Genomic DNA, 18,692 nt, shown 5'->3' on the forward strand with positions numbered 1-18,692 from the left:
GCCGCTCTACCTCAAAGCCGCCGGGAGGAGAACGCGAAGAACTCGCAGCGCTACACGCCCAGGCGCTGCAGCAGCGCGGTGGAGCTGTCCCGCTCCAGCACCAGCAGCATGCGCCCGGACACCGGCGGCGCGCTGGACGCCGAGAACCGCGTCTCCAGCACCACCACCTTGCTCGTGTCCTGGCCCTCGGTGTCGCGCAGCGCGCCGCCCACCACCTCCCGGGCCGAGCCGCCTCGCAGCTCCGGCACCGTGGGCAACAGCTTCCACCGCGTCAGCTTGCCAATGGCGGACAGGCAGGCGCTGGCGACGATGTTGGCCGCCTCCGCCAGCGCGCTCTCCAGCTCCACCCCGCCCACCACCTGGCCCAGCAGCACCTTGCCCAGCGCCGCGCTGTCCCGCGAGGGCATCACGAAGAGCATCAGCCCTCGCAGCTCCCCGACGATGCCCAGCTTCACGCTGGTGACGACCTCGTCCCCGCCGAGCTGCTCGGCCGCCTCCGCCGCCGTGGTGACGATGACCTGCGGCACGGACAGGTCCACCCGCTTGCCGCCCACCAGGCGCGCGAGCGCGTTGACCGCGTGCCCGCAGCCAATGTTGGCCACCTCTCGCAGCACATCGAGCTGAATCTCGCTGGGGACGGGAGCGTTCACGCGGACAGTAACCTCGGCACGTCCAGGATGAAGACCGGGCGGCCACTGCCCAGAATGGTCACCCCAGAAAGGCCCGGTAGCAAGTCCAAGGGACGAGATAGTGGCTTGAGGACTACTTCTTCCTGCCCTAGCAGGCGATCCACCGCCAAAGCCACCTTCCCCGAATCTCCCTCCATCACCACAAAAGGCCGCACTCCCCGCCGTGTGGGAGCAGGCAGCCCGACGAGCGCATCCAATTCGTGCACTGGCAGCAGCGTATTCCCGTGAGGCAGTAGCGCCGTGTCCCGGCTGCGGCTGAGCGCCTCGCTGTCGGCCTCCGTGGCCCCCACCACCTTGGCGATGGGCAGGCCAAACACCTCGTCCCCCGCCTCCACCAGCAGCAGGTGCACCACCGCCACCGTCAGCGGCAGCCGCAGCGTGAAGCGCGTGCCCTTGCCCTTCTCACTGTCGATCTCCAGCGTGCCGCCAACGTTCTCCACCACACGCTTCACCGCGTCCATGCCCACGCCGCGGCCGGAGATCTCCGACACGTCCTTCGCCGTGGACACGCCCGGCAGGCAGGCGAGCATGAAGGCCTCGCGGTCGGACAGGCGGGCGGCGGCCTCGGCGGTGATGGAGCCTCGGGCCAGCGCCGCCGCCTTGAGCTTCTCCGCGCTCATGCCCCGGCCGTCGTCCTCCACCTCGATGACGACGCGATCTCTGGCGCGGCGCACCGACACCTGCACCTTGCCCTGGGGGTTCTTGCCCGCGGCCGCGCGCTCCTCGGGTGACTCCAGCCCGTGGTCGATGCAGTTGCGCAGGATGTGCATCATCGGATCCGACAGCTCATCCAGGATGGCCCGGTCCAGCTCAATCTCGGCGCCGGTGATGACCAGGTCCACGTCCCGCCCGCGCTTGCGAGCGATGTCCCGCGCCGCCCGCGGCAGCCGATCGGTGATCAGCGACAGCGGCGTCATGCGCGCGGACATGACCTTGTCGTGCAGATCCTTCACCAGCGCGTGCAGCCGGTAGACGCCCTCCTCCAGGCCGGGGCGCACGTTCTCGGGCAGCTCCTTGCCCACCTCGCGCAGCCGGGCGGTGGCGAGCATCAGCTCCCCCACCGTGTCCAGGAAGTAGTCCAAGAGCTCCGTGCGCACGCGCACCGTGCGCGGCGCGGCCTCGCCCGTGGCGCGGGGAGCCTCGGCGGAGACGGAGGCGGGCGCCTGCACCGGCGGCGGCGGCGCCTGGATGACGGGCTTGATGGAGACCAGCTCCACCTCGGACACGTTGCGCAGCGCGCCCTGGATGCCCTGCTCGCCCGCCGCGGTCTCCACCTCGCACTGGATGAGCCCGTCCGGGATGCGCCCGGCCTTCATGTCATCCAGCGCGGGCCGCAGCTCGGTGATGGCCCCCAGCCCGGACAGCCGCTTGTGCACCAGGAACGCCCGCACGCCCGGCACCTGGCACGCCGGGACGATGCGCACCTTCACGGCCCAGCGCGCCTGGGGGCCCGCGTCCACGCGAACCTCCCCGGCAGGAGCCTTGGGAGCGAACGGAGCCACCGAGCTCGGAGCAGGAGCGGCTGCGGCACTGGGAGCGGGAGGCGGCGCGGCGGGAGTGCCGCTCGGAGCGGGCGGAGGGGCCCCGGCCTCGGGAGAGCGAGACACCGGCGCTGGAGTGGCGCGCAGGGCCGTGGCCTTCATCACCCGGGTGGGCGCCGGAGCCTGGCCGGTGATGGCGGACACGCGCGAGGCGAGCTGGGCCAGCAGGGGGCCCGCCTCGTCCGGAGGCTTGTTCTCGGCCACCGAGCGCACCTGCGCCAGCAGCGTGTCCGTGGCGGACAGCAGCAGGTCCACCAGCTCGCGGTTCAGCCGGCTCGAGTCCTGGCGGACGGCGTCCACCAGGTCCTCCACGCGGTGGGCGAGCGTGGCGATGGGCTCGAAGCCCATGGAGGAGGCCATGCCCTTGACGGAGTGGGCGTGGCGGAACATGGAGTCCACCGCGCTGGCGCCGCCCTCCTTCTCGAGCTGGACCAGGTCCCTGCCGAGCGCCTCGAGGTGCTCGCTGGCCTCGGTGACAAAGAGCCCGAGGTACCGGGACATGTCCATCGCCATGCCGGGCCTCTCAGGGACAAGCCGGGCGAGCCAGCGCGCCTGGCGCTAGCCGTCGCCCAGCACCTTCTTCACCACGGCCAGCACGTCCTCGGCGCGGAACGGCTTGACGATGAAGTCCGAGGCGCCCGCCTCGATGGCCTCCATCACCAGGCTCTCCTGCCCCAGCGCCGAGCACATGATGACGACCGCGTTGCTGTCGTGCTTGAGGATCTCGCGCGTGGCCTCGATGCCGCTCTTGAACGGCATGACGATGTCCATCGTCGTGAGGTCCGGCTTGAGCTCCTTGTACTTCTCCACCGCTTCCAGACCGTTGGCAGCCTCGCCGACGACCTCGAAGCCGCCGGACGCGAAGATGTCCTTGATCATGTTGCGCATGAAGATGGCGTCGTCGACGACCAGGACCCGCTTAGCAGCAGCCATGTGAAGCTTCGCCTCCGCGTAAGGCCTCGAGAGGAGCGCGGACACTACCACCCGCGCATTCGGAACGGCCACATCGTTCTACTTCGGCGGACCAAACAAGGCCACAACCGCGGCATCCAAACCTTCGGGATCCAGCACGGTGACCCCCAACCCCTTCAGCCGGGCCACGCCTCGTACGGCGAGTACGGCTTTTCCCGGGGCCGCCGCGCTCACCCGTTCCAGGGCCTCGATTCCATCCACATCCGTGACCAGAAACCCCAAATCCCGGCGTCCCCGGTCCAACAGGAGCACCCGCGAAGAGGGAGACTGCCCCTCGGGCAGCCCCAGCAACTGTCGCATCTCCACCACTGTGACGACCCGGCCGCGCAGGTTCATCACCCCGGAGATGGCGGTGGGGGCGCGCGGCACCCGGGTGAAGCGCCCGGGCGGCACCACCACCTCGCGCACCGCCGAGAGCGGCAGCCCGTAGCGTTCCTTCTCCACCCGGAAGATGACGTGCCGCAAGGGTTCCTCGGGGAGAGAGGCTCACCGGTCGAGCCGGAAGCTGCGGACCACGCTCTGCAGCTCGACGGAGGTGTTGGTCAGCTCATTGGCCAGCGACGTCATGCGTGACACGGCGCTGGTCTGCTCCTGGATGACGGTCTGAATGGCCTCGGTGGAGCTGGAGTTGTTGCGCGCCACCAGTGAGATCTCCTCGATGGCCTTCACCATCTCCTTGCTGCCCTCGAACTGCTCGCGGGCGCTCTCGGAGATGAGGTGCACCTTCTCGGCGCCCTTGCGCACGGTGTCGGTGATGGCGCCCATGGAGCGGACGATGTTGGTCAGGTCCTCGCGGCCCTCGGACAGCTCCTCGATGCCCTCCTTCATGGCGGACACCACGGAGGTGGACTGGCCGGAGATGTCCCGGGCCAGCTTGGAGATCTGCTCGGCGGAGCGGCCGGCGCTCTCGGCCAGCTTGCGCACCTCGTCGGCGACCACCGCGAAGCCGCGGCCGTACTCGCCGGCGCGCGCCGCCTCGATGGTGGCGTTGAGGGCCAAGAGGTTCGTCTGCTGCGCCACCTGGGTGATGGCGTCGACGATCTTGGAGATCTCCTGCGTCTTCTCTCCGAAGGCGAACACCTGCTGGCTGGCCGCCTCGATGCGGCTGAACACCTTCTTCACCTTGTCGCCGGCCTCGCGCGCCGCCTTGCTGCCGTCCTCGGCGGCCTGCGTGGTCTGCAGGGCGGTGCGGGCCGCGTCGTCGGCGCTGGCCGCGGTGCGCTGGATGGAGCCGGCCATGGAGGTGATGACGGTGGAGGCCTTGCTCACCAGCAGGGACTGGGCCTCGGCGCCCGCGGCGATCTTCTCCATGGACGAGCCCACCTCCTCGGTGGAGCCGTTCACGTTCTCGGCCGAGCGCTGCACCTCGATGGCCGTGTCCGCCACGCTCTTGGCGGTGTCCTGAATCTTGCCCACCAGCTCGCGCAGGTTCTCCTGCATCTTGTCGATGGCGCTGGTCAGCTCGTCGATCTCATCGCGAGGGTTGGAGGGGTCGGCCTCGACGGGCTTGGACAAGTCGCCCTGGGAGATCTCGAACGCGGAGCGCGACAGCACGCGGATGCGCGTGACTCGCGCCAGCAGGCGCGGCAGGGTGAGCGCGGCCACCACGGTGAGGAAGAAGCCGATGGGCACCTGCCACCGCAGGCCCAGCTCGAAGCGCTGGAGCACCGCCATGGCGCAGACCAGCGCGGCGCCGAGCAGCACGTAGCCGGTGAGGATCTTCCGGTGCAGCGAGACGATCCGCTCGCTCCCGTCGGCGGCCTCCACGGAGCGGAGCAGCCGCTGCAGGGGCTCACGGCGGGGGGAGAGACCTGGGGAGAGTTCGTCGCGAATGGGGCGGCGCACGGGTAGGCGGATCCGGGGTGACGGCGAAGGCGTGCTACGGGTTTAGCCTTGCCGTCCGACAGGGTCAATCTACCGGCCGGCTGCTTGGAAGTGATCAAAGCCAGGAGGTGGAGGGATCAGCCGCCCGCCCGCCCCCCTCAGCAACCGGCGGTGGCCTCGGATCAGCCGGCCAATCCGTGTGACGCGCTCTCCCACGCGAGCGCACGCCCGCTCGAAGGCCGGCGCCCTCGCCAGAGGCACGGCCAGGAGCAACTCATAGTCCTCGCCCCCCGCCAGAGCCCCCTCGAGTCCCAGCTCCACCCGCACTGCGAGTGACATGGGCAGGTAGGCAAGCTCCACCTCTGCACCTACACGCGACGCATCGCACAAATGGCCGAGGTCCTGCGCCAGCCCATCCGAGAGGTCCATCCCCGCCGAGGCGAAGCGGGAGGCCAGGCGCCCCAGCGCCACCCGAGGCACGGGGCGCCGCTGACGAAGGATGGCGGGGCTGCGCCTCTTTCCGGCCTGGAGGTGGCTCAGCCCCAGCCGCGCGTCGCCCAGGGTCCCCGATACATAAAGGAGGTCTCCGGGCCGGCCGCCCTTGCGCGTGAGGGCGGGGCGCTGAAGCTCTCCCGCGGCGGTGATGGTGACGGACAGCTCGCGAGCGGAGGTGAAGTTGCCGCCCACGAGGGAGATCCGATGCTCGCGGGCCAGCGCGCTCATGCCCTGGGCCATCCGCCACAGCTCGCGCTCGGGGAAGGCCTTGGGCAGGGCGAGCGCGCAGAGGAACCAGCGCGGCGTGGCGCCCATGGCGGCCAGATCCGACAGGTTCACCGCGAGCGCCTTGTGGCCAATGTCCTCGGGAGAGAAGAGCGCGCGGGTGAAGTGCACGTCCTCCACCACCGCATCCGTGGTGACGCACAGCGCGCCGCGGGAGGGCGCGAGCACCGCGCAGTCATCTCCCGGCCCCACGGGCACGCGGGCCCGAGGGAAGGCTGCCAGGAACCGCTCGATGAAGGAGAACTCGCCGCGCACGGGTGCTCGAGGAGGCCGCGCGCTCAGAACCGATCGGGCTCGGGGAGCGGCGGCACGACGAGCACCGCGCCCTCGCCCGTCTGGGGCGGACGCGCGGGCAGGATCACCGTGAAGATCGAACCCTCATTCGGAACGCTCTGCACCGTCACCTTGCCGCCGTGGCCCTCGGTGAAGCGCTTGACGATGGACAGCCCCAGCCCCACGCCTCCGAACTCGCGCGTGGAGCTGCCATCCACCTGGTAGAAGCTCTGGAAGATGCGCTCGAAATGATCCTGGGGGATGCCCACGCCGGTGTCCTCGACGGCGATGCGGTAGCCCATCGCATCGGCCAGCTCCGGCTGCGGCCCCACCTCGGACAGCCGGATGCGCACCCCGCCCCGCGAGGTGAACTTCACCGCGTTGGCCAGCAGGTTCACCAGCACCTGCTGTAGCCGTCCCTTGTCCGCCAGCACTCGCGGTTGCCGGAACTCCGGAAACCTCGGCTCCAGACTCAAGCCCTTGCGCTTGGCCTGCGGCTCCACGCTCGACACCGCGCCCACCACCACCTCCGCCGCGTCCACGGGTGCGAAGGCCAGCCGCAGCTTGCCCGCCTCCAGCTGGCTGATGTCCAGAATGGAGGTGATCAGATCCAACAGCGTGCGGCCCATCTCCGTGATGGAGCGCACGCACTGGAGCTGCTCGGGGTTGAGCGGACCGGTGAGGCCCTCGGACAGCAGCTCCGAGTAGGCGATGATCGACGCCAGGGGCGTGCGCAGCTCGTGGCTCACCGTGCCCAGGAAGCTGGACTGGAGCCTGTCCACCTCGCGCAGGCGCTTGTCGAGCGCCGCCATCCGCTCATCCCGCACCTGCAGCTCCCGGCCGATCTCTCCCGCGGACTCCTGCTGGATTCGGCTGGCCAGCCATGAGCGGTGTCCGGCCACCATCAACCCCTCCAGCATCCGGGAGAAGAACGCCGCGGCGCGCGCCAGCGGAGACTCCAGGGTGCGCGCCTTCTCCAGCTCCATGCGCTCCCGAGGCAGCGCCGCCTGCTCTGCCTCCGAGAGGGGACCAAAGAGCACGCGCCCCAGCTCGGAGCCCTCCCAGCGCACCGGGAGCACCAGGTAGCGAGCGCCCTGCGGGCAGGGGAGCACGGACATGGCCGCTCCCGCCCCGAGCGACAACCGGACCGCGCATTGCTCCGCGCCCTCGGCGGAGGTGACGTGGGAACAGAAGGCTCCGCCGCGCCCCTCGGCGCCGGTGATCCGGACGCCCCGCACATCCAGCACCTGGGCGCCCATCCCGTGCAGCCCCACGAAGCCCTTCACCACCTCCTCGAAGGAGGGGCGATCCAGCAGCTCGGCGAGCGGCGGCTCACGCAGCAGCAGGGAGTCCGGCCGAGACGGAGCAGCGTCCCCCCACGGCGTGTACTGCTGATCCCCCTTCATGCAGCACCTCCTCCGGAGACCCGCTCGGCCTCGTACCTGCCCTGCAGCGTAGTCCCGCCCAGGTCCAAGTGGCGGAAGATCCGACCAAGGAACTCCTCCTCGCTCAACCCGATGTTGCGCGTCAGGTGGGCCTCGGCGTCAAGCCGCTGCCAGGCCGCCCTCATCAGCTCGTGGAAGGTCTCACAGACCCCCTCGCCCCGCAGGGCCACCGCCCCCACCACCGGCTCCCGGCCCCGTTGACGCACCACCTCCAGCTCCTCCTCCGTCCGGGTGTCGGGCAAGTCCCGCTTGTTGAACTGGATCACCACCGGCACCCGCTCCGGCTCCAACCCGTTCTCGCGCATGTCCTCGCGCAGGCTGTGCCAGTGCCGGTTGTTCTCCGAGGTGGCGCTGCGGCGGCTGTCGGCGATGAAGGCCACCGCGTCCGCGGCGCGCAGCACGATGCGCCGCGTCGCGACGTGGATCACCTGCCCTGGCACCGTGAGGATCTTCACCTTCACGTTGTAACCCTTCTCCGAGGAGAAGAAGACGGGCAGAACGTCGAAGAAGAGTGTCCGGTCGTCACGGGTCTCCACGGACAGCAGGCGGCCTCGTACCTCGGGGCGCGCACGGGCGTACAGGTGCCGCAAGTTGGTCGTCTTCCCACTGAGCCCAGGGCCGTAGTAGACGATCTTGAGCGTGAGCTCGCGCTGGGCGTGGTTGAGTTGCAAGGAGGGAGCTCGAGCGGGCGCAGAGAAGGTCCGTCACTCTCCTCGCCTGGGACGCTCGTTTCTTATAGTGAGGGTGTCCGCCAATGAAAAGCCGCCTGGTGAGGTAGCGAGTGGCGGGCCCGCTCGTGCTTGGAATGAGGCAGTCCGGTGCGCGGTTTGCCAAGGTCCGGCACCTCACAGAGCTGAGGGGAAATGTGCGCGGAAACACTGCGTGCACGGTTACCGGTCGAACGGTTAGGATCGCAGCGAGTACGGAGGAGCAAGGCGATGACGATGAAGCAGGTGGACCCAGGCGCGGAGGTCAGCACGATGCCAGTGCTGGATCCGAGCAGCCTACCCAATGATCTGAACTCGGCGGTGAAGGTCGCGAACCCCACCGACGAAGACATGGGTACGGTGGCGGCCCTGCGCGCCAGCTCCGACCCGTGGAAGGGCCGCGGCGAGACGCAGGAGGAGAGCCTCCAGGCGCTCACCCAGCTCCGCCCCTTCCTTCATGTGGCGAGGCTGCAGAACCAGGTGATTGGCTACATCACCGTGGAGCGCGACGGCCCGGTGCCCGGCGCGGCGTACATGCGCAACATCGTGGTCCGCCCTGACTTGCGCAAGCGCGGCCTGGGCATGGTGCTACTCAACCACGCCATTCAGGTGGCCCGGGACATGTACCGCAAGACGATCGCGCTGCGCGTGGACCCGGCCAACGGCCCCGCGGTGAGCTTCTACCGCAAGGCGGGCTTCACCACCGTGGCGACGGTGGTTTCCAAGAAGTCCGGCAAGCTGCGCCTGTTGATGTCCCGCGAGCTGTAATCGGCTCGCGCGCTGGCGGGAGGGCCTGTCCGGGCTGCTCCCGCCTTTCCGCTTCAGGCGGCCCCGCTGAGCCGCCAGCGAGATTCTCTCTCATGACCACCTCTGCCGAGCACCTGCTGGCCGGCCCCTGGGGGCTGCCCGGGAACCTCGACGCGGAGCTGGCGCGCGCCCTGGAGCAAGAAGACTACGGCACCGCGCTGGCCCTGCTGCGCGATGCCCTCCCCCCCGAGCCTCCTCCGCGGCTGCTGGTGCTGCTGGCCTTCGTGCGCTTCCAGGACGCCAACGAGGTGATGGTGACGGAGCTGATGCCCGCCTGCCGGGAGGCGCTCGCGCTGCTGCACCGCGCCGCCGAGGCCGGGCTGCCGCTGGAGGCCGTGGCCCCGCTGCGCGAAGAGGTGGAGCGCGTGCTGGCCGAGGAGACCGTGCGCGAGCTGAGCGCCGAGCGCATGACGCCCGAGCGCGCCGAGGCCGCGCCTCTCGAGGAGGTGCTCGAGGCCGCCGGCCGCCTGCGCGCCACCCACCCGGCCCGCGCCGCCGAGCTCTTCCTGCTGGCCGCGCGCCGGGATGATCCCGAGCGCGCTCCCATCCACCGCGCGGATGCGGGCATCGCGCTGCACCGGGCCGGCCGTGCCGCCGAGGCCCGTCCGCTGCTGGAGGCGGCGCTCGCGCTCGACTGGCGGGCGCCCGCGCTGTGGCAGGACAGCGTGCACGTGGACTGGGCCGCCACGCTCCTGCTGGAGCAGGCCCACGCCGCTCGCGACGAGCAGGCCTTCGAGGCCTACTGGGCCCAGGCGCTCGCGCAGGGCCGCCAGCTGCGCCGCCCCTTCCCCGCCAATTGGCTCAACCAGGAGCGCCTGCTCTCGTTGCTGATCAGCCGCGGCGATGGCGCTCGCGCCGCCTCCGTGGCCAGCCGCATCGAGGCCAGCCGGCACTACCTGCCGCGGGCCCTCGCCGCGCAGGTAGCAGAAGCACGCACCCTCGCCAGGCGACAGTCGGGGCCACAAGCGTGACTTCGTTTCGCGGGGCTATGGGATATCCTGCGATTTATTCGTTTTCCTTGAACTTCGAGCGGATGCTGATCCCCGTATGAAGCCCATCGCGGAGTTGCTGCGCTACCTCTCGCACCCGGCGATCACCGAGATCGCCCTGACGACGGGGCGCAGCCCGATGATCAAGAGCCTCAACGGCTACGAGCCGGTGGACAGCGCCGTGCTGACCGACGAGGAGCTGAACCGGACGCTGCTGACGATGGTGGGGCCCTCACGGGCGGCCTCGGTGTCGGACAAGCCGATGAAGTGGTCGGTGCGCGCGGAAGGGGTGGCCACGCTCGCCGTCGTCGCCGTGCGGCGGGGCGAGGGCCTCAGCATGCGCGTGATGCGTACGGGCGACGCCGCGGGCACGCTGCCCCCGAAGCCCGCGGAGACGCCAGTGCCAGGAGTGAGCGCCAGCGCGGCCTCGGCTCCGGGCCCGGAAGAGGCTCCCGAGGCCAGCGCTCCCGTGAGCCCGAGCGACATGGTTCCGCCCATGGTGGCGCCGCTGATTCCTCCCGTGCGGCGCCCGTCCGTCACGGGCCTGCGGGTGATCAAGGCCGGCTCGCCCCCATCCTCGGCTTCCGAGCCTCAAGCCGCTCCCCCTGCTCCGGCGCCTCAGGTCAGCGCCCCACCTCCCCCTGCCGAGGCGCTGGACGCCGAGCTGGACTTCAGCACCCTGGCTCCGGCTGCCGCGCCGCCAATCCCCACGCCTCCTCCCGTGGGCACTCAGGCCCCGGCGCCCGCGCCTCCGCGCGCCTTGCCTCCGGTGAGCCTTCAGTCACCGGCGCTCACGCCTTCGTACTCCTCGCCGCCCGTCGACGACGAGCCGCCGCTTCGCACGCAGCAGTTCCCCGCGCTCTCGCTCAACGCTCCGGCGCCGCCTGCGCCTCGCGTGCCGTTCGGCTCGGCGGCTCCTCCTGCCAGCACCCCGCCCCTCCCCGCCGCGCCGCCGGTGCCCGCGTCCTCCCTCAGGGACTCGGTGCCGCCGCCACCGCCCCCGTCGGAGATCTCCTCGATCGACATCAGCATCCTGGAGGAGGAGCCGGAGAAGAAGGAGGAGCACACGCCTCCGCTGGCGTACCGCCCCTCGCTGCCGCCGCGCACGCGGCCGGACTTCTGGAGGGATCTGCCCTCGCTGCTGGAGGAGGCGCGGCGCATCGGCGCGAGCGATCTGCACATCGTGTCGGGCCGCCCCGCGCTCTTCCGTGTCGCCGGTGAGCTGAAGCCGGATGGCGAGCCCCTTCCCCCGAAGAAGGTGGAGCAGATGGTGCTCTCCCAGGTGCCGGCCCGCCTGAGGGGCGTGTTCGATCGTGACGGGAGCTGCGACTTCGCGCTGCAGAGCGAGGCGCACGGCCGCTTCCGCGTGAACGTCTGCCGCCAGCGCACCGGGCTCAAGGGCTCCTTCCGAGCCATCGCACGGGAGCTGCCCTCGCTGGAGTCGCTGGGGCTGCCGTTGGATATCGCCCTGGCGACGCGCAACCCCCACGGCCTCATCCTCGTCACCGGCCCGGCCGGCCACGGGAAGACGAGCACGCTGGCGGCGCTGGTGGACATCCTCAACCGCGAGACCAAGCGCCACATCCTCACGGTGGAGGATCCGGTGGAGCACGTGCACCTGCGCAAGCGGGCGCTGGTGAGCCAGCGCGAGGTGGGCACGCACACCCGCTCCTTCGCGAGTGCGCTCAGGAGTGCGCTGCGCGAGGACGCGGATGTCATCGTCGTGGGCGACCTGCGCGACCCGGACACGGTGCGGCTGGCGCTGAACGCGGCCGAGACGGGCCGGCTGGTCCTCGGCACGATGAACACGCCCACCGCGGCGAAGACACTCGCCCGGCTCACGGAGCTGTTCCCGCCCTCGGAGCAGGCGCAGGTGCGCCTGACGCTGGCCTCTCACCTGCGGCTCATCGTCAGCCAGCGGCTGGTGCCGATGGCCAATGGCCTGGGGCTGGTGGCGGCGGCGGAGGTGCTCCCGGGCTCGGTGGCGCTGGGCCACCTCATCCGCGAGAACGCCCTGTCCCGCCTCTCCTCGCTCCAGCAGCGAGGCAAGGGCCTGAGCGCTGTCCGCCTCGACGAGTCGCTGGCGGACCTGGTGCGCTCCGGGAAGACGACGCTGGAGCTGGCCAAGGGCTTCGCCGAGCAGCCCGACGCGCTGGAGGCGCTGGTGAAGGGCATCGCTCCGGAGCTGCCTCCGGAGCCGGGCTCGGGCGGACGCAAGGCGGCGAACCCGGTCGGCTCGGTGATGGGCCGCAAGAGCGCTTGAGAGGCCGACGATGACCGCCACGCGCATCTCCTCCCTGTTCGACGCGCTCCTGGCCGAGAAGGGCAGCGATCTGCACCTGAGCATCGGCTACCCGCCGCTGGGCCGGATCCGCGGCAAGCTCACCCCCCTGCGCGAGGCGCCGCTCACCGCGCCCGAGCTGGAGGCGATGCTCTTCGAGCTCGTCACGCCCGAGCAGAAGCTGCAGATCACCGAAGAGCTGGACCTGGACTTCTCCTACACCTACGGAGCCAAGGCCCGGTTCCGAGCCAACTACTTCTACAAGATGACGGGGCTGGCGGCGGTGTTCCGCTCCATCCCCACCAAGGTGCCGACGCTCGAGGAGCTGAACACGCCGGAGGTGGTGCGGCGGCTGGCAGAGCGGCGCAGCGGGTTGGTGCTCGTGACGGGGCTTGCGGGCAGCGGCAAGTCCACCACGCTGGCGGCGATGCTCCACCACATCAACCAGCTGCGGCCCTCGAGCATCCTCACCATCGAGGATCCGGTGGAGTTCGTGCACGAGTCGCTGCGCTCCCAGGTGACGCACCGGGAGATAGGGCCTCACGCGCCCAGCTTCGCCACGGCGCTGCGCTCGGCGGCGCGCGAGGACGCCAACGTGGTGCTCGCCGGTGAGCTGATCACCCCCGACGCGCTGAAGCAGGCGCTGCAGCTTGCGGGCTCGGGCGTGCTGGTGCTGGGCACGGTGTCCGCGCAGGGAGCGCAGGCCACCATCGAGCGCATCCTCCACATGTTCCCCGAGGAGGAACAGGCGCAGATCCGCGGGCTGCTGGCGGACAGCCTGGCGGGCATCCTCTCCCAGCAACTGCTGCGCTCGGTGGATGGCAAGACGCGCGTGCTGGCGCTGGAGGTGCTGGTGGGCGGGAGCATCGTCACGCGGATGATCCGCGAGGGCCACGTGTCCGAGCTCTCCGGCGCGATGCAGGCCGGGCAGGGCCACGGCATGCAGACGCTGGATCAGCACCTGGAGCGGCTGGTGACGGCGGGCACGGTGACTCCCTCGGAGGCGCTGGAGAAGGCGCAGGACCGCGAGGGGTTCGCCAAGGCGCTCCAGCGCCTCAAGCCGGACTTCGAGCTGCCCGAGGACGTGCGCGCGTAGCGCCGCGTCAGTTCGAGTCCGCGTGGAACCAGCGGTGCAGCGCGTCCAGGTCCTCCACGCGCGCCGCTCGCGGGAGGCTCTCCAGGAAGGCCCGCCCGTACGGCTTCGTCACGATGCGCCGGTCCAGCAGCGCCACCGCGCCCCGATCGCTCTGCGTGCGGATGAGCCGGCCGAAGCCCTGGCGCAGCGCCAGCGTCGCCTGCGGGAGCTGGTACTGCTCGAAGGCCTCCTCGCCTCGGGCCTCGAGCTGCCGGATGCGCGCGGCCACCAGCGGATCCCCCGGCGAGGCGAACGGGAGCCGATCGATGATCAACAGGCTCAGCGCGTCGCCCGGCACGTCCACGCCCTCCCAGAAGCTGTGCGCGGCGAAGAGCACGCTGGGCAGCTCCCGGAACGCCTCCAGGAGCTGCTGCTTGGGCCGCTCGCCCTGCTTGAGCACCTGGTAGGGCAGGCGCGACTTCGTCAGCTCGTAGGCCCGCTCCAGGTTGCGCAGGCTGGTGAAGAGCACGAAGGCCCGCCCACCCGACACCTCACACAGCCGGAGGATCTCCTCGGCCGCCGCCTCGATGAAGCCAGGGGCCGCCGGATCCGGCAGGTGCGTGGGCAGGTAGAGCGCCGCCTGCTGCTCGAAGTCGAACGGGCTGGACACCGCGAGCGTGCGCACCTCCGCCACCGGCACGCCTTCGTCGTCATAGAGGCCCATGCGGCGGGCGAAGAAGTCGAAGCGCCCCTCGGCCGCCAGCGTCGCCGAGGTGAACACCACCGTGTCCACTCCGCCGTAGAGCCGGCCGCGCAGCTCCTTGGCCACGTCGATGGGGCTGGCGCGCAGGAATACGCCTCGGCCGCGCGCCTCGGCCCAGTACACGTGGTCCGTGGAGTCCGCCTTCTCCAGGAAGGCCAGCTCGTCGGCCATCTCCGCGCCCCGGCGCGCCAGGGCCAGCAGCTCCGGCTCGCGCTCGCTCGAGGTGAAGGAGGACAGCGCCGCCAGCCCCTGGCGCACCTGCTCCAGCGGCCCGGCCAGCATGGCCATCCGGTCCGGCTTCAGTGACACTCCGCCCTCGGCGCTCGCGAGCCCCAGCACTCGCGGCGCCTGCGTGAAGAGCACCTCCGCGTGCGTGCGCACCCGCGCCGCCAGCGCTCGCAGCGTGGTGAAGCGCGAGTCCGTCTCCGGCAGCGCCGCCACCGCGTCCCGCGACAGCTCCTCGAGCCGGTGGTTGGAGACGCTGGTGCCGAACTGCCCGCTGGCCGCGTCCTCCAGCGCGTGCGCCTCGTCGAAGATGACGGCCTCGTAGAGCGGCAGCACGCCCTCGGTGCGCCGGCCCGCGCCCTTGAGCGCCAGGTCCGCGAAGAAGAGGTGGTGGTTCACCACGAGCAGGTCCGCGGATTCCGCCTCGCGCCGCATCCGCGTCACGAAGCACTGCTCATACAGCGGGCACTTCGTGCCGACACACGTGTCCGCCGTGGCCGACAGCCGGGACCAGGCGCTGAAGTTCTCCGGAATCTCCAGCTCGGCCCGGTCGCCCGTCTCCGTGCGGCCCGACCACGACTGGATGAGCGGCCAGTAGCGCACCTCCTCGCGCGAGCCGAACGTCGGATCCTTCGAGAAGGCATTGAAGCGCTGGAGGCAGAGGTAGTTGCCGCGGCCCTTGAGGTAGGCGGCCTCGAACTTCAGGCCCATCCGGTCCTTCAGCAGCGGCAGGTCCTTGTAGAAGATCTGATCCTGCAGGGTCTTCGTCGCGGTGGAGACCACCACCCGGCGCCCGGACAGCAGCGCGGGCACCAGGTAGGCGAGCGTCTTGCCGGTGCCGGTGCCAGCCTCGGCCAGCAGGTAGCTGCGCTCGGTGAAGGCCCGCTCCACGGCGCGCGCCATCTGGAGCTGCTCCGGACGGTGCTCGTACGCGGGCAGCGCGGCCTGGAGCGCGCCTCCGGGGCCCAGCAGGGTATCAACGTTGAACGAGCGAACGAGCGTGAGGGCCATCGGGGGGAGCCTCGGTCCAAGGAGGCGGTCGGACAAGATAACACCCTGTCGAGCCCGGGAGATCAGTGCATTTGCGCTCCCCTGCCCGCCCGCCCGGTTGGAGCAGGGCCAGGCTGCGGACCTGTACTCATGCGTTGTGCTGGTGGTGCCCTACCTAATAGGTTGGAACCCAGCCACCCAGCAGGCAAGGTCGTTGACCGGAAATCATGGAAATCGTAGAAATACGGATGAAACCTGGATTCAAGGATAGTCTGAATGCGGCTTTGCGTGGGGCTTTTACTGATGGGCTGGGTGCTGGCGGGCTGCGCCAGTGGCCCCCAGCTCACCAACGCCACCTCAGTCCCAGCCGATGCCCAGGATTATGGCTTCGATCAAAACAGGCGCGTCTGGGTGCGTGGGCCATGGACCGCCATCCAGCCTTCCCGCGACATGGACGAAGTCATCGACCAGCTGTGTCCCGCAGTCATGGAGCTTCCGCTCGCCACATTCGGGGACTACGGCCAAGAGTACTGTGGGGCCATCTACACTCTCGGCGAGGGGACTTATTACGCCAGCAAGCCCTCACCGCTGCGCAAGGATGACGGGAAGGAGCCCGCTTCAGACAAGACTTGCATTCCCCCCCGGTCCGTCATCGATCAGAGAGGGCATGCGGTCCCTCAACTCGATTATCACGGTCACCCATGGCGGACTTCACGCATGTCGGAAAAAGACCGGCAAGAAATCCGCCAAATCTGGCCGATCCGCATCCAGTTCGACGGCCGATGCACCATCCAGAAATTCATTCCCAATCTGGGCAGTTCGCGTCCGGGTGAAGTCTACGAGCGCCGTGGCAAAGCCTGGGTGCTGATTGGCCTTGTCAAACCCGAGGACAAACTCTCTGGCCATATGACCCCCATCAACAACCCGTGATGCCACGCAACCCGAGTTGGAGGAACCATGCGTAGCACTCTGCCGATGATCATGGGCTTCGCCCTCGCGGCTTGTACGCACGCGAACTCGTCCATCGCCTATACCCCCTATGTCCCGCCCGAGGAGGCAGCGTGGTTCAAGTTCCCGGACGAGTTTCCGGATACCGGAAAGCAAACCGTGCCCGGTGTCATGGCCGTCGCGATTCAGCTCGCGATGGATGACTTCCTGCCGCGCGACACGAAACCTGAGCGCGACGCCTCGCCCCAAGACGTCTGCCTTCAGCAGCGACAATCCTGGGACGTGAAGGCCTCCCCCGGTTCTGGGGACATCATCTGGGTCGACTTCTCGCTAAGCGATGGCGCGTGCACCCGGGGACCGGGCCCGTTGATGGACCTTGGCGCGACGTATGCCGTCGACAAAGCCCAATGGCGCATCCTGGCCGTGCGCTCGCTACGATGAGACGGAGACCGGCGGCCGATATGAGACACCTCGCTCTTTGCCTCCTTTGCGTTGCAGCCTCCGCTTGCACGGCTCCACGGCGGCTCGTCCCCCATGCCTCCCCTGAGGAAGCGGCCCGAGTGGAGTTTCCCCCTGGGGACATTCCCGAGAAGGGGAGCGTGCGACTCGAAGGGAACACCGCTGCCGCAATCCAACTCGCCATAGAGGATTTTCTCTCCTTGAAAGCACAGCCCACGCAGTCTCCCGTCCAGGTATCTCCGTGCTTGACCCACGGTGAATCCTACGATGTGACCGCTGTGCCTGGCCCCGAGGGAGCCATGCTGGTGCGCTTCGACGTGAACACCGGTGTCTGTCAGCCGGACGACCCACTCCTCGACTTCACCACTTACGCCATCGATATCCGGACGATGCGCATCCTCTCGCGCGAGATGCGCACGCGCCCCAATCCAACGTTCCGCCTACAGCCACCGGCTCCTGCTCAGCCCCCGGGCGCGGAGGTGCCGCCCGCGGCACCCCAGGCGGCACCGCCTCCCGCCGAGCCCACTCGCTGAAACGTCAGTGAATGTCCGGCAGGGCAAGGACTGGAAATTGGAATGAACCGTGCGGGAACGCGCCCTCTCCAGATCTGTGCCTGCAAGGGTCCCATGAAGCGCCACCTTCTCTTGTTGCCGTGCATGTTGCTCACTGCATGCGCGCTCTTCCAGCGTCCTCCCCGGCCCCTGCATGCGCCGCCAGCGGAGGCCTCGCAGGTCCAATTCCCGCTCGATCTCCCCAAGGAGGAGCGGCTGATCATCCCGGGCACCGTCTTCAAGGCCGTTCAGCTTGCGATGGAGGACTTTCTGCCCTGGGATGTGCAGCCTCACAAGGGCGCCACCGCTGACGAGATCTGCCTCTATCAGCGGGGCTCCTATGACATCACAACCGCGCCGGGACCCGAGGGGGTGTTGTTTGTCCGTTTTACCGTCAAAGATGACACCTGTAATTCGGGCGGGCCCATACTCGATATGGGGGCCACCTACGCCATCGACGTGAAAGCCTGGCGCATCCTCGCCATCCAGCACTGACGCTGCCCACGAGCGCGAGGAAGCGGCCTCCGCTCAGGCTCAGTGAATGGGTCCCACGTGCTCGCTCGGGCCCGAGGCGGTGCTGAAGAGGCTCATCGTCTTGGGCGCCGTGAAGAAGCTGTACGTGTGGACCACCGTGTTGGTGGTGGTGTCGATCTGGCTCAGGCCGTTCTCCGTGGTGTTCGAGACGAAGAGGAAGCGTCCATCCGGTGAGAGCGCGTCCGCGGGGCTGCCATTGCTCGGCCCCAAGGCGATGGAGGCGCGCTGCGCGGGTGCCGCCGGCTGCGTGAGATCCACCACCAGCTCCTGCCGCACGTGGGCGTCCGCGTCGTTGAAGGCTCCCAGCGTGACGTACAGCGTGTTCCCGCCCGGCCCCGTCACCAGGTGAGCGACCTCGGCCTTGGCCTCGTCCGTCCCCGCCAGCGTCGCGGTACAGTCGGGCCCGCGGTAGCGCAGCGGCACCTCGCGGGCCAGCGAGTCCGAGCTCGCGTCCACCACCGCGAGCTGGCCCACCTGGCACGCGGCGCCCGGAGACGTGGCGCTGCCCTCGCGCGGGGACGCCTGCACCGAATAGAGGTAGCGCCCATCCCAGTATGCCTGCGTGAAGCCTCCTCCCCGGCCTCCCGTGGGAATCACCTTCGCCGTGGGCGGCGTCGCGTCCAAGTCCACCGAGACGATGGAGCCCGAACCCGTGAGGTTGCAGTAGGCATGGCCCGACACCTTCGAGGTAGCGCAGCCATGCGGCAGGAGCGGCGCGCTCAGCGAGCACGCGAGCCCCAGGCTCCCCGCCGAGATCGTCTGCACCTTCTGGATGTTCTGCACGTCCGAGTAGTCGTAGACGCTCAGCACATCCTCACAGTCGGCGATGTTGCTGATGA

General features: G+C 69.6%; 18 protein-coding genes. 8 read left to right on the forward strand and 10 right to left on the reverse strand.

Going from position 1 to position 18,692, the window contains the following annotated elements:
• Window positions 1-50: 50 nt before the first annotated feature.
• From ACJ8AT_RS18810 to ACJ8AT_RS18845, 8 genes are all read right to left on the reverse strand, one after another.
• A complete protein-coding gene (locus ACJ8AT_RS18810) occupies window positions 51-650 on the reverse strand; it encodes a chemotaxis protein CheC (protein WP_407739140.1) in 600 nt (199 codons plus the stop codon).
• A complete protein-coding gene (locus tag ACJ8AT_RS18815) occupies window positions 647-2,743 on the reverse strand; it encodes a chemotaxis protein CheW (RefSeq protein WP_407739141.1) in 2,097 nt (698 codons plus the stop codon). Before ACJ8AT_RS18815 ends, ACJ8AT_RS18810 begins: the two co-directional genes overlap by 4 nt.
• 45 nt (window positions 2,744-2,788) lie before the next feature.
• Window positions 2,789-3,163, reverse strand: coding sequence for a response regulator (locus ACJ8AT_RS18820; protein WP_407739142.1), 375 nt, complete (start codon window positions 3,161-3,163; stop codon window positions 2,789-2,791).
• A gap of 78 nt (window positions 3,164-3,241) precedes the next feature.
• A complete protein-coding gene (locus tag ACJ8AT_RS18825) occupies window positions 3,242-3,667 on the reverse strand; it encodes a chemotaxis protein CheW (protein ID WP_407739143.1) in 426 nt (141 codons plus the stop codon).
• Between the two features lie 21 nt (window positions 3,668-3,688).
• The gene (locus tag ACJ8AT_RS18830; protein ID WP_407739144.1) at window positions 3,689-5,047 is read right to left on the reverse strand and encodes a methyl-accepting chemotaxis protein; all 1,359 of its coding nucleotides are present in this window, start codon (window positions 5,045-5,047) and stop codon (window positions 3,689-3,691) included.
• A 69-nt stretch (window positions 5,048-5,116) separates the two neighbouring features.
• Entirely contained in the window at window positions 5,117-6,061 is a 945-nt protein-coding gene (thiL, locus tag ACJ8AT_RS18835; RefSeq protein WP_407739145.1) for a thiamine-phosphate kinase, read from the reverse strand.
• Window positions 6,062-6,084: 23 nt separating this feature from the next.
• Window positions 6,085-7,485 (reverse strand): sensor histidine kinase, encoded by a 1,401-nt coding sequence (locus ACJ8AT_RS18840; RefSeq protein WP_407739146.1) that lies wholly within the window; start codon window positions 7,483-7,485, stop codon window positions 6,085-6,087.
• Window positions 7,482-8,195 (reverse strand): GTP-binding protein, encoded by a 714-nt coding sequence (locus tag ACJ8AT_RS18845; protein WP_407739147.1) that lies wholly within the window; start codon window positions 8,193-8,195, stop codon window positions 7,482-7,484. The genes ACJ8AT_RS18840 and ACJ8AT_RS18845 overlap by 4 nt, the downstream gene beginning before the upstream one ends.
• Window positions 8,196-8,462: 267 nt before the next feature.
• On the opposite strand from ACJ8AT_RS18845, the gene ACJ8AT_RS18850 reads away from it, so the two are divergent.
• From ACJ8AT_RS18850 to ACJ8AT_RS18865, 4 genes are all read left to right on the forward strand, one after another.
• A complete protein-coding gene (locus ACJ8AT_RS18850; protein WP_407739148.1) occupies window positions 8,463-8,999 on the forward strand; it encodes a GNAT family N-acetyltransferase in 537 nt (178 codons plus the stop codon).
• Window positions 9,000-9,091: 92 nt separating this feature from the next.
• The gene (locus ACJ8AT_RS18855) at window positions 9,092-10,009 is read left to right on the forward strand and encodes a hypothetical protein (protein ID WP_407739149.1); all 918 of its coding nucleotides are present in this window, start codon (window positions 9,092-9,094) and stop codon (window positions 10,007-10,009) included.
• 76 nt (window positions 10,010-10,085) lie between these two features.
• Window positions 10,086-12,290 carry a PilT/PilU family type 4a pilus ATPase gene (locus ACJ8AT_RS18860; RefSeq protein WP_407739150.1) on the forward strand — a complete coding sequence of 735 codons (2,205 nt, stop codon included), beginning with the start codon at window positions 10,086-10,088 and terminating at the stop codon, window positions 12,288-12,290.
• Between the two features lie 10 nt (window positions 12,291-12,300).
• A complete protein-coding gene (locus ACJ8AT_RS18865; RefSeq protein WP_407739151.1) occupies window positions 12,301-13,404 on the forward strand; it encodes a type IV pilus twitching motility protein PilT in 1,104 nt (367 codons plus the stop codon).
• 7 nt (window positions 13,405-13,411) lie between these two features.
• Here the strand turns inward: ACJ8AT_RS18865 and ACJ8AT_RS18870 are convergent, their stop codons facing one another.
• Window positions 13,412-15,382, reverse strand: a complete 1,971-nt coding sequence (locus ACJ8AT_RS18870; RefSeq protein ID WP_407739152.1) for an ATP-dependent DNA helicase — start codon at window positions 15,380-15,382, stop codon at window positions 13,412-13,414.
• 255 nt (window positions 15,383-15,637) lie between these two features.
• Here ACJ8AT_RS18870 and ACJ8AT_RS18875 point away from each other — a divergent pair, with 255 nt between their 5' ends.
• The 4 genes from ACJ8AT_RS18875 to ACJ8AT_RS18890 all read left to right on the forward strand — a co-directional run bounded on the left by ACJ8AT_RS18875 (window position 15,638) and on the right by ACJ8AT_RS18890 (window position 17,814).
• Complete coding sequence (locus ACJ8AT_RS18875) at window positions 15,638-16,291, forward strand: hypothetical protein (protein WP_407739153.1); 654 nt, start codon at window positions 15,638-15,640, stop codon at window positions 16,289-16,291.
• A 27-nt stretch (window positions 16,292-16,318) separates the two neighbouring features.
• On the forward strand, window positions 16,319-16,750 hold the full coding sequence (locus tag ACJ8AT_RS18880; RefSeq protein WP_407739154.1) for a hypothetical protein: 432 nt from the start codon (window positions 16,319-16,321) through the stop codon (window positions 16,748-16,750).
• A gap of 296 nt (window positions 16,751-17,046) precedes the next feature.
• Window positions 17,047-17,301, forward strand: a complete 255-nt coding sequence (locus ACJ8AT_RS18885; RefSeq protein ID WP_407739155.1) for a hypothetical protein — start codon at window positions 17,047-17,049, stop codon at window positions 17,299-17,301.
• Window positions 17,302-17,424: 123 nt separating this feature from the next.
• Window positions 17,425-17,814: a hypothetical protein gene (locus ACJ8AT_RS18890; RefSeq protein WP_407739156.1), complete on the forward strand. Its 390-nt coding sequence runs from the start codon at window positions 17,425-17,427 to the stop codon at window positions 17,812-17,814.
• 39 nt (window positions 17,815-17,853) lie between these two features.
• Here the strand turns inward: ACJ8AT_RS18890 and ACJ8AT_RS18895 are convergent.
• On the reverse strand, window positions 17,854-18,692 hold an 839-nt coding region (locus ACJ8AT_RS18895; protein WP_407739157.1), incomplete at its 5' end, for a YncE family protein.

This window comes from Hyalangium sp. (genome assembly GCF_045802625.1).
Lineage (GTDB): Bacteria > Myxococcota > Myxococcia > Myxococcales > Myxococcaceae > Hyalangium.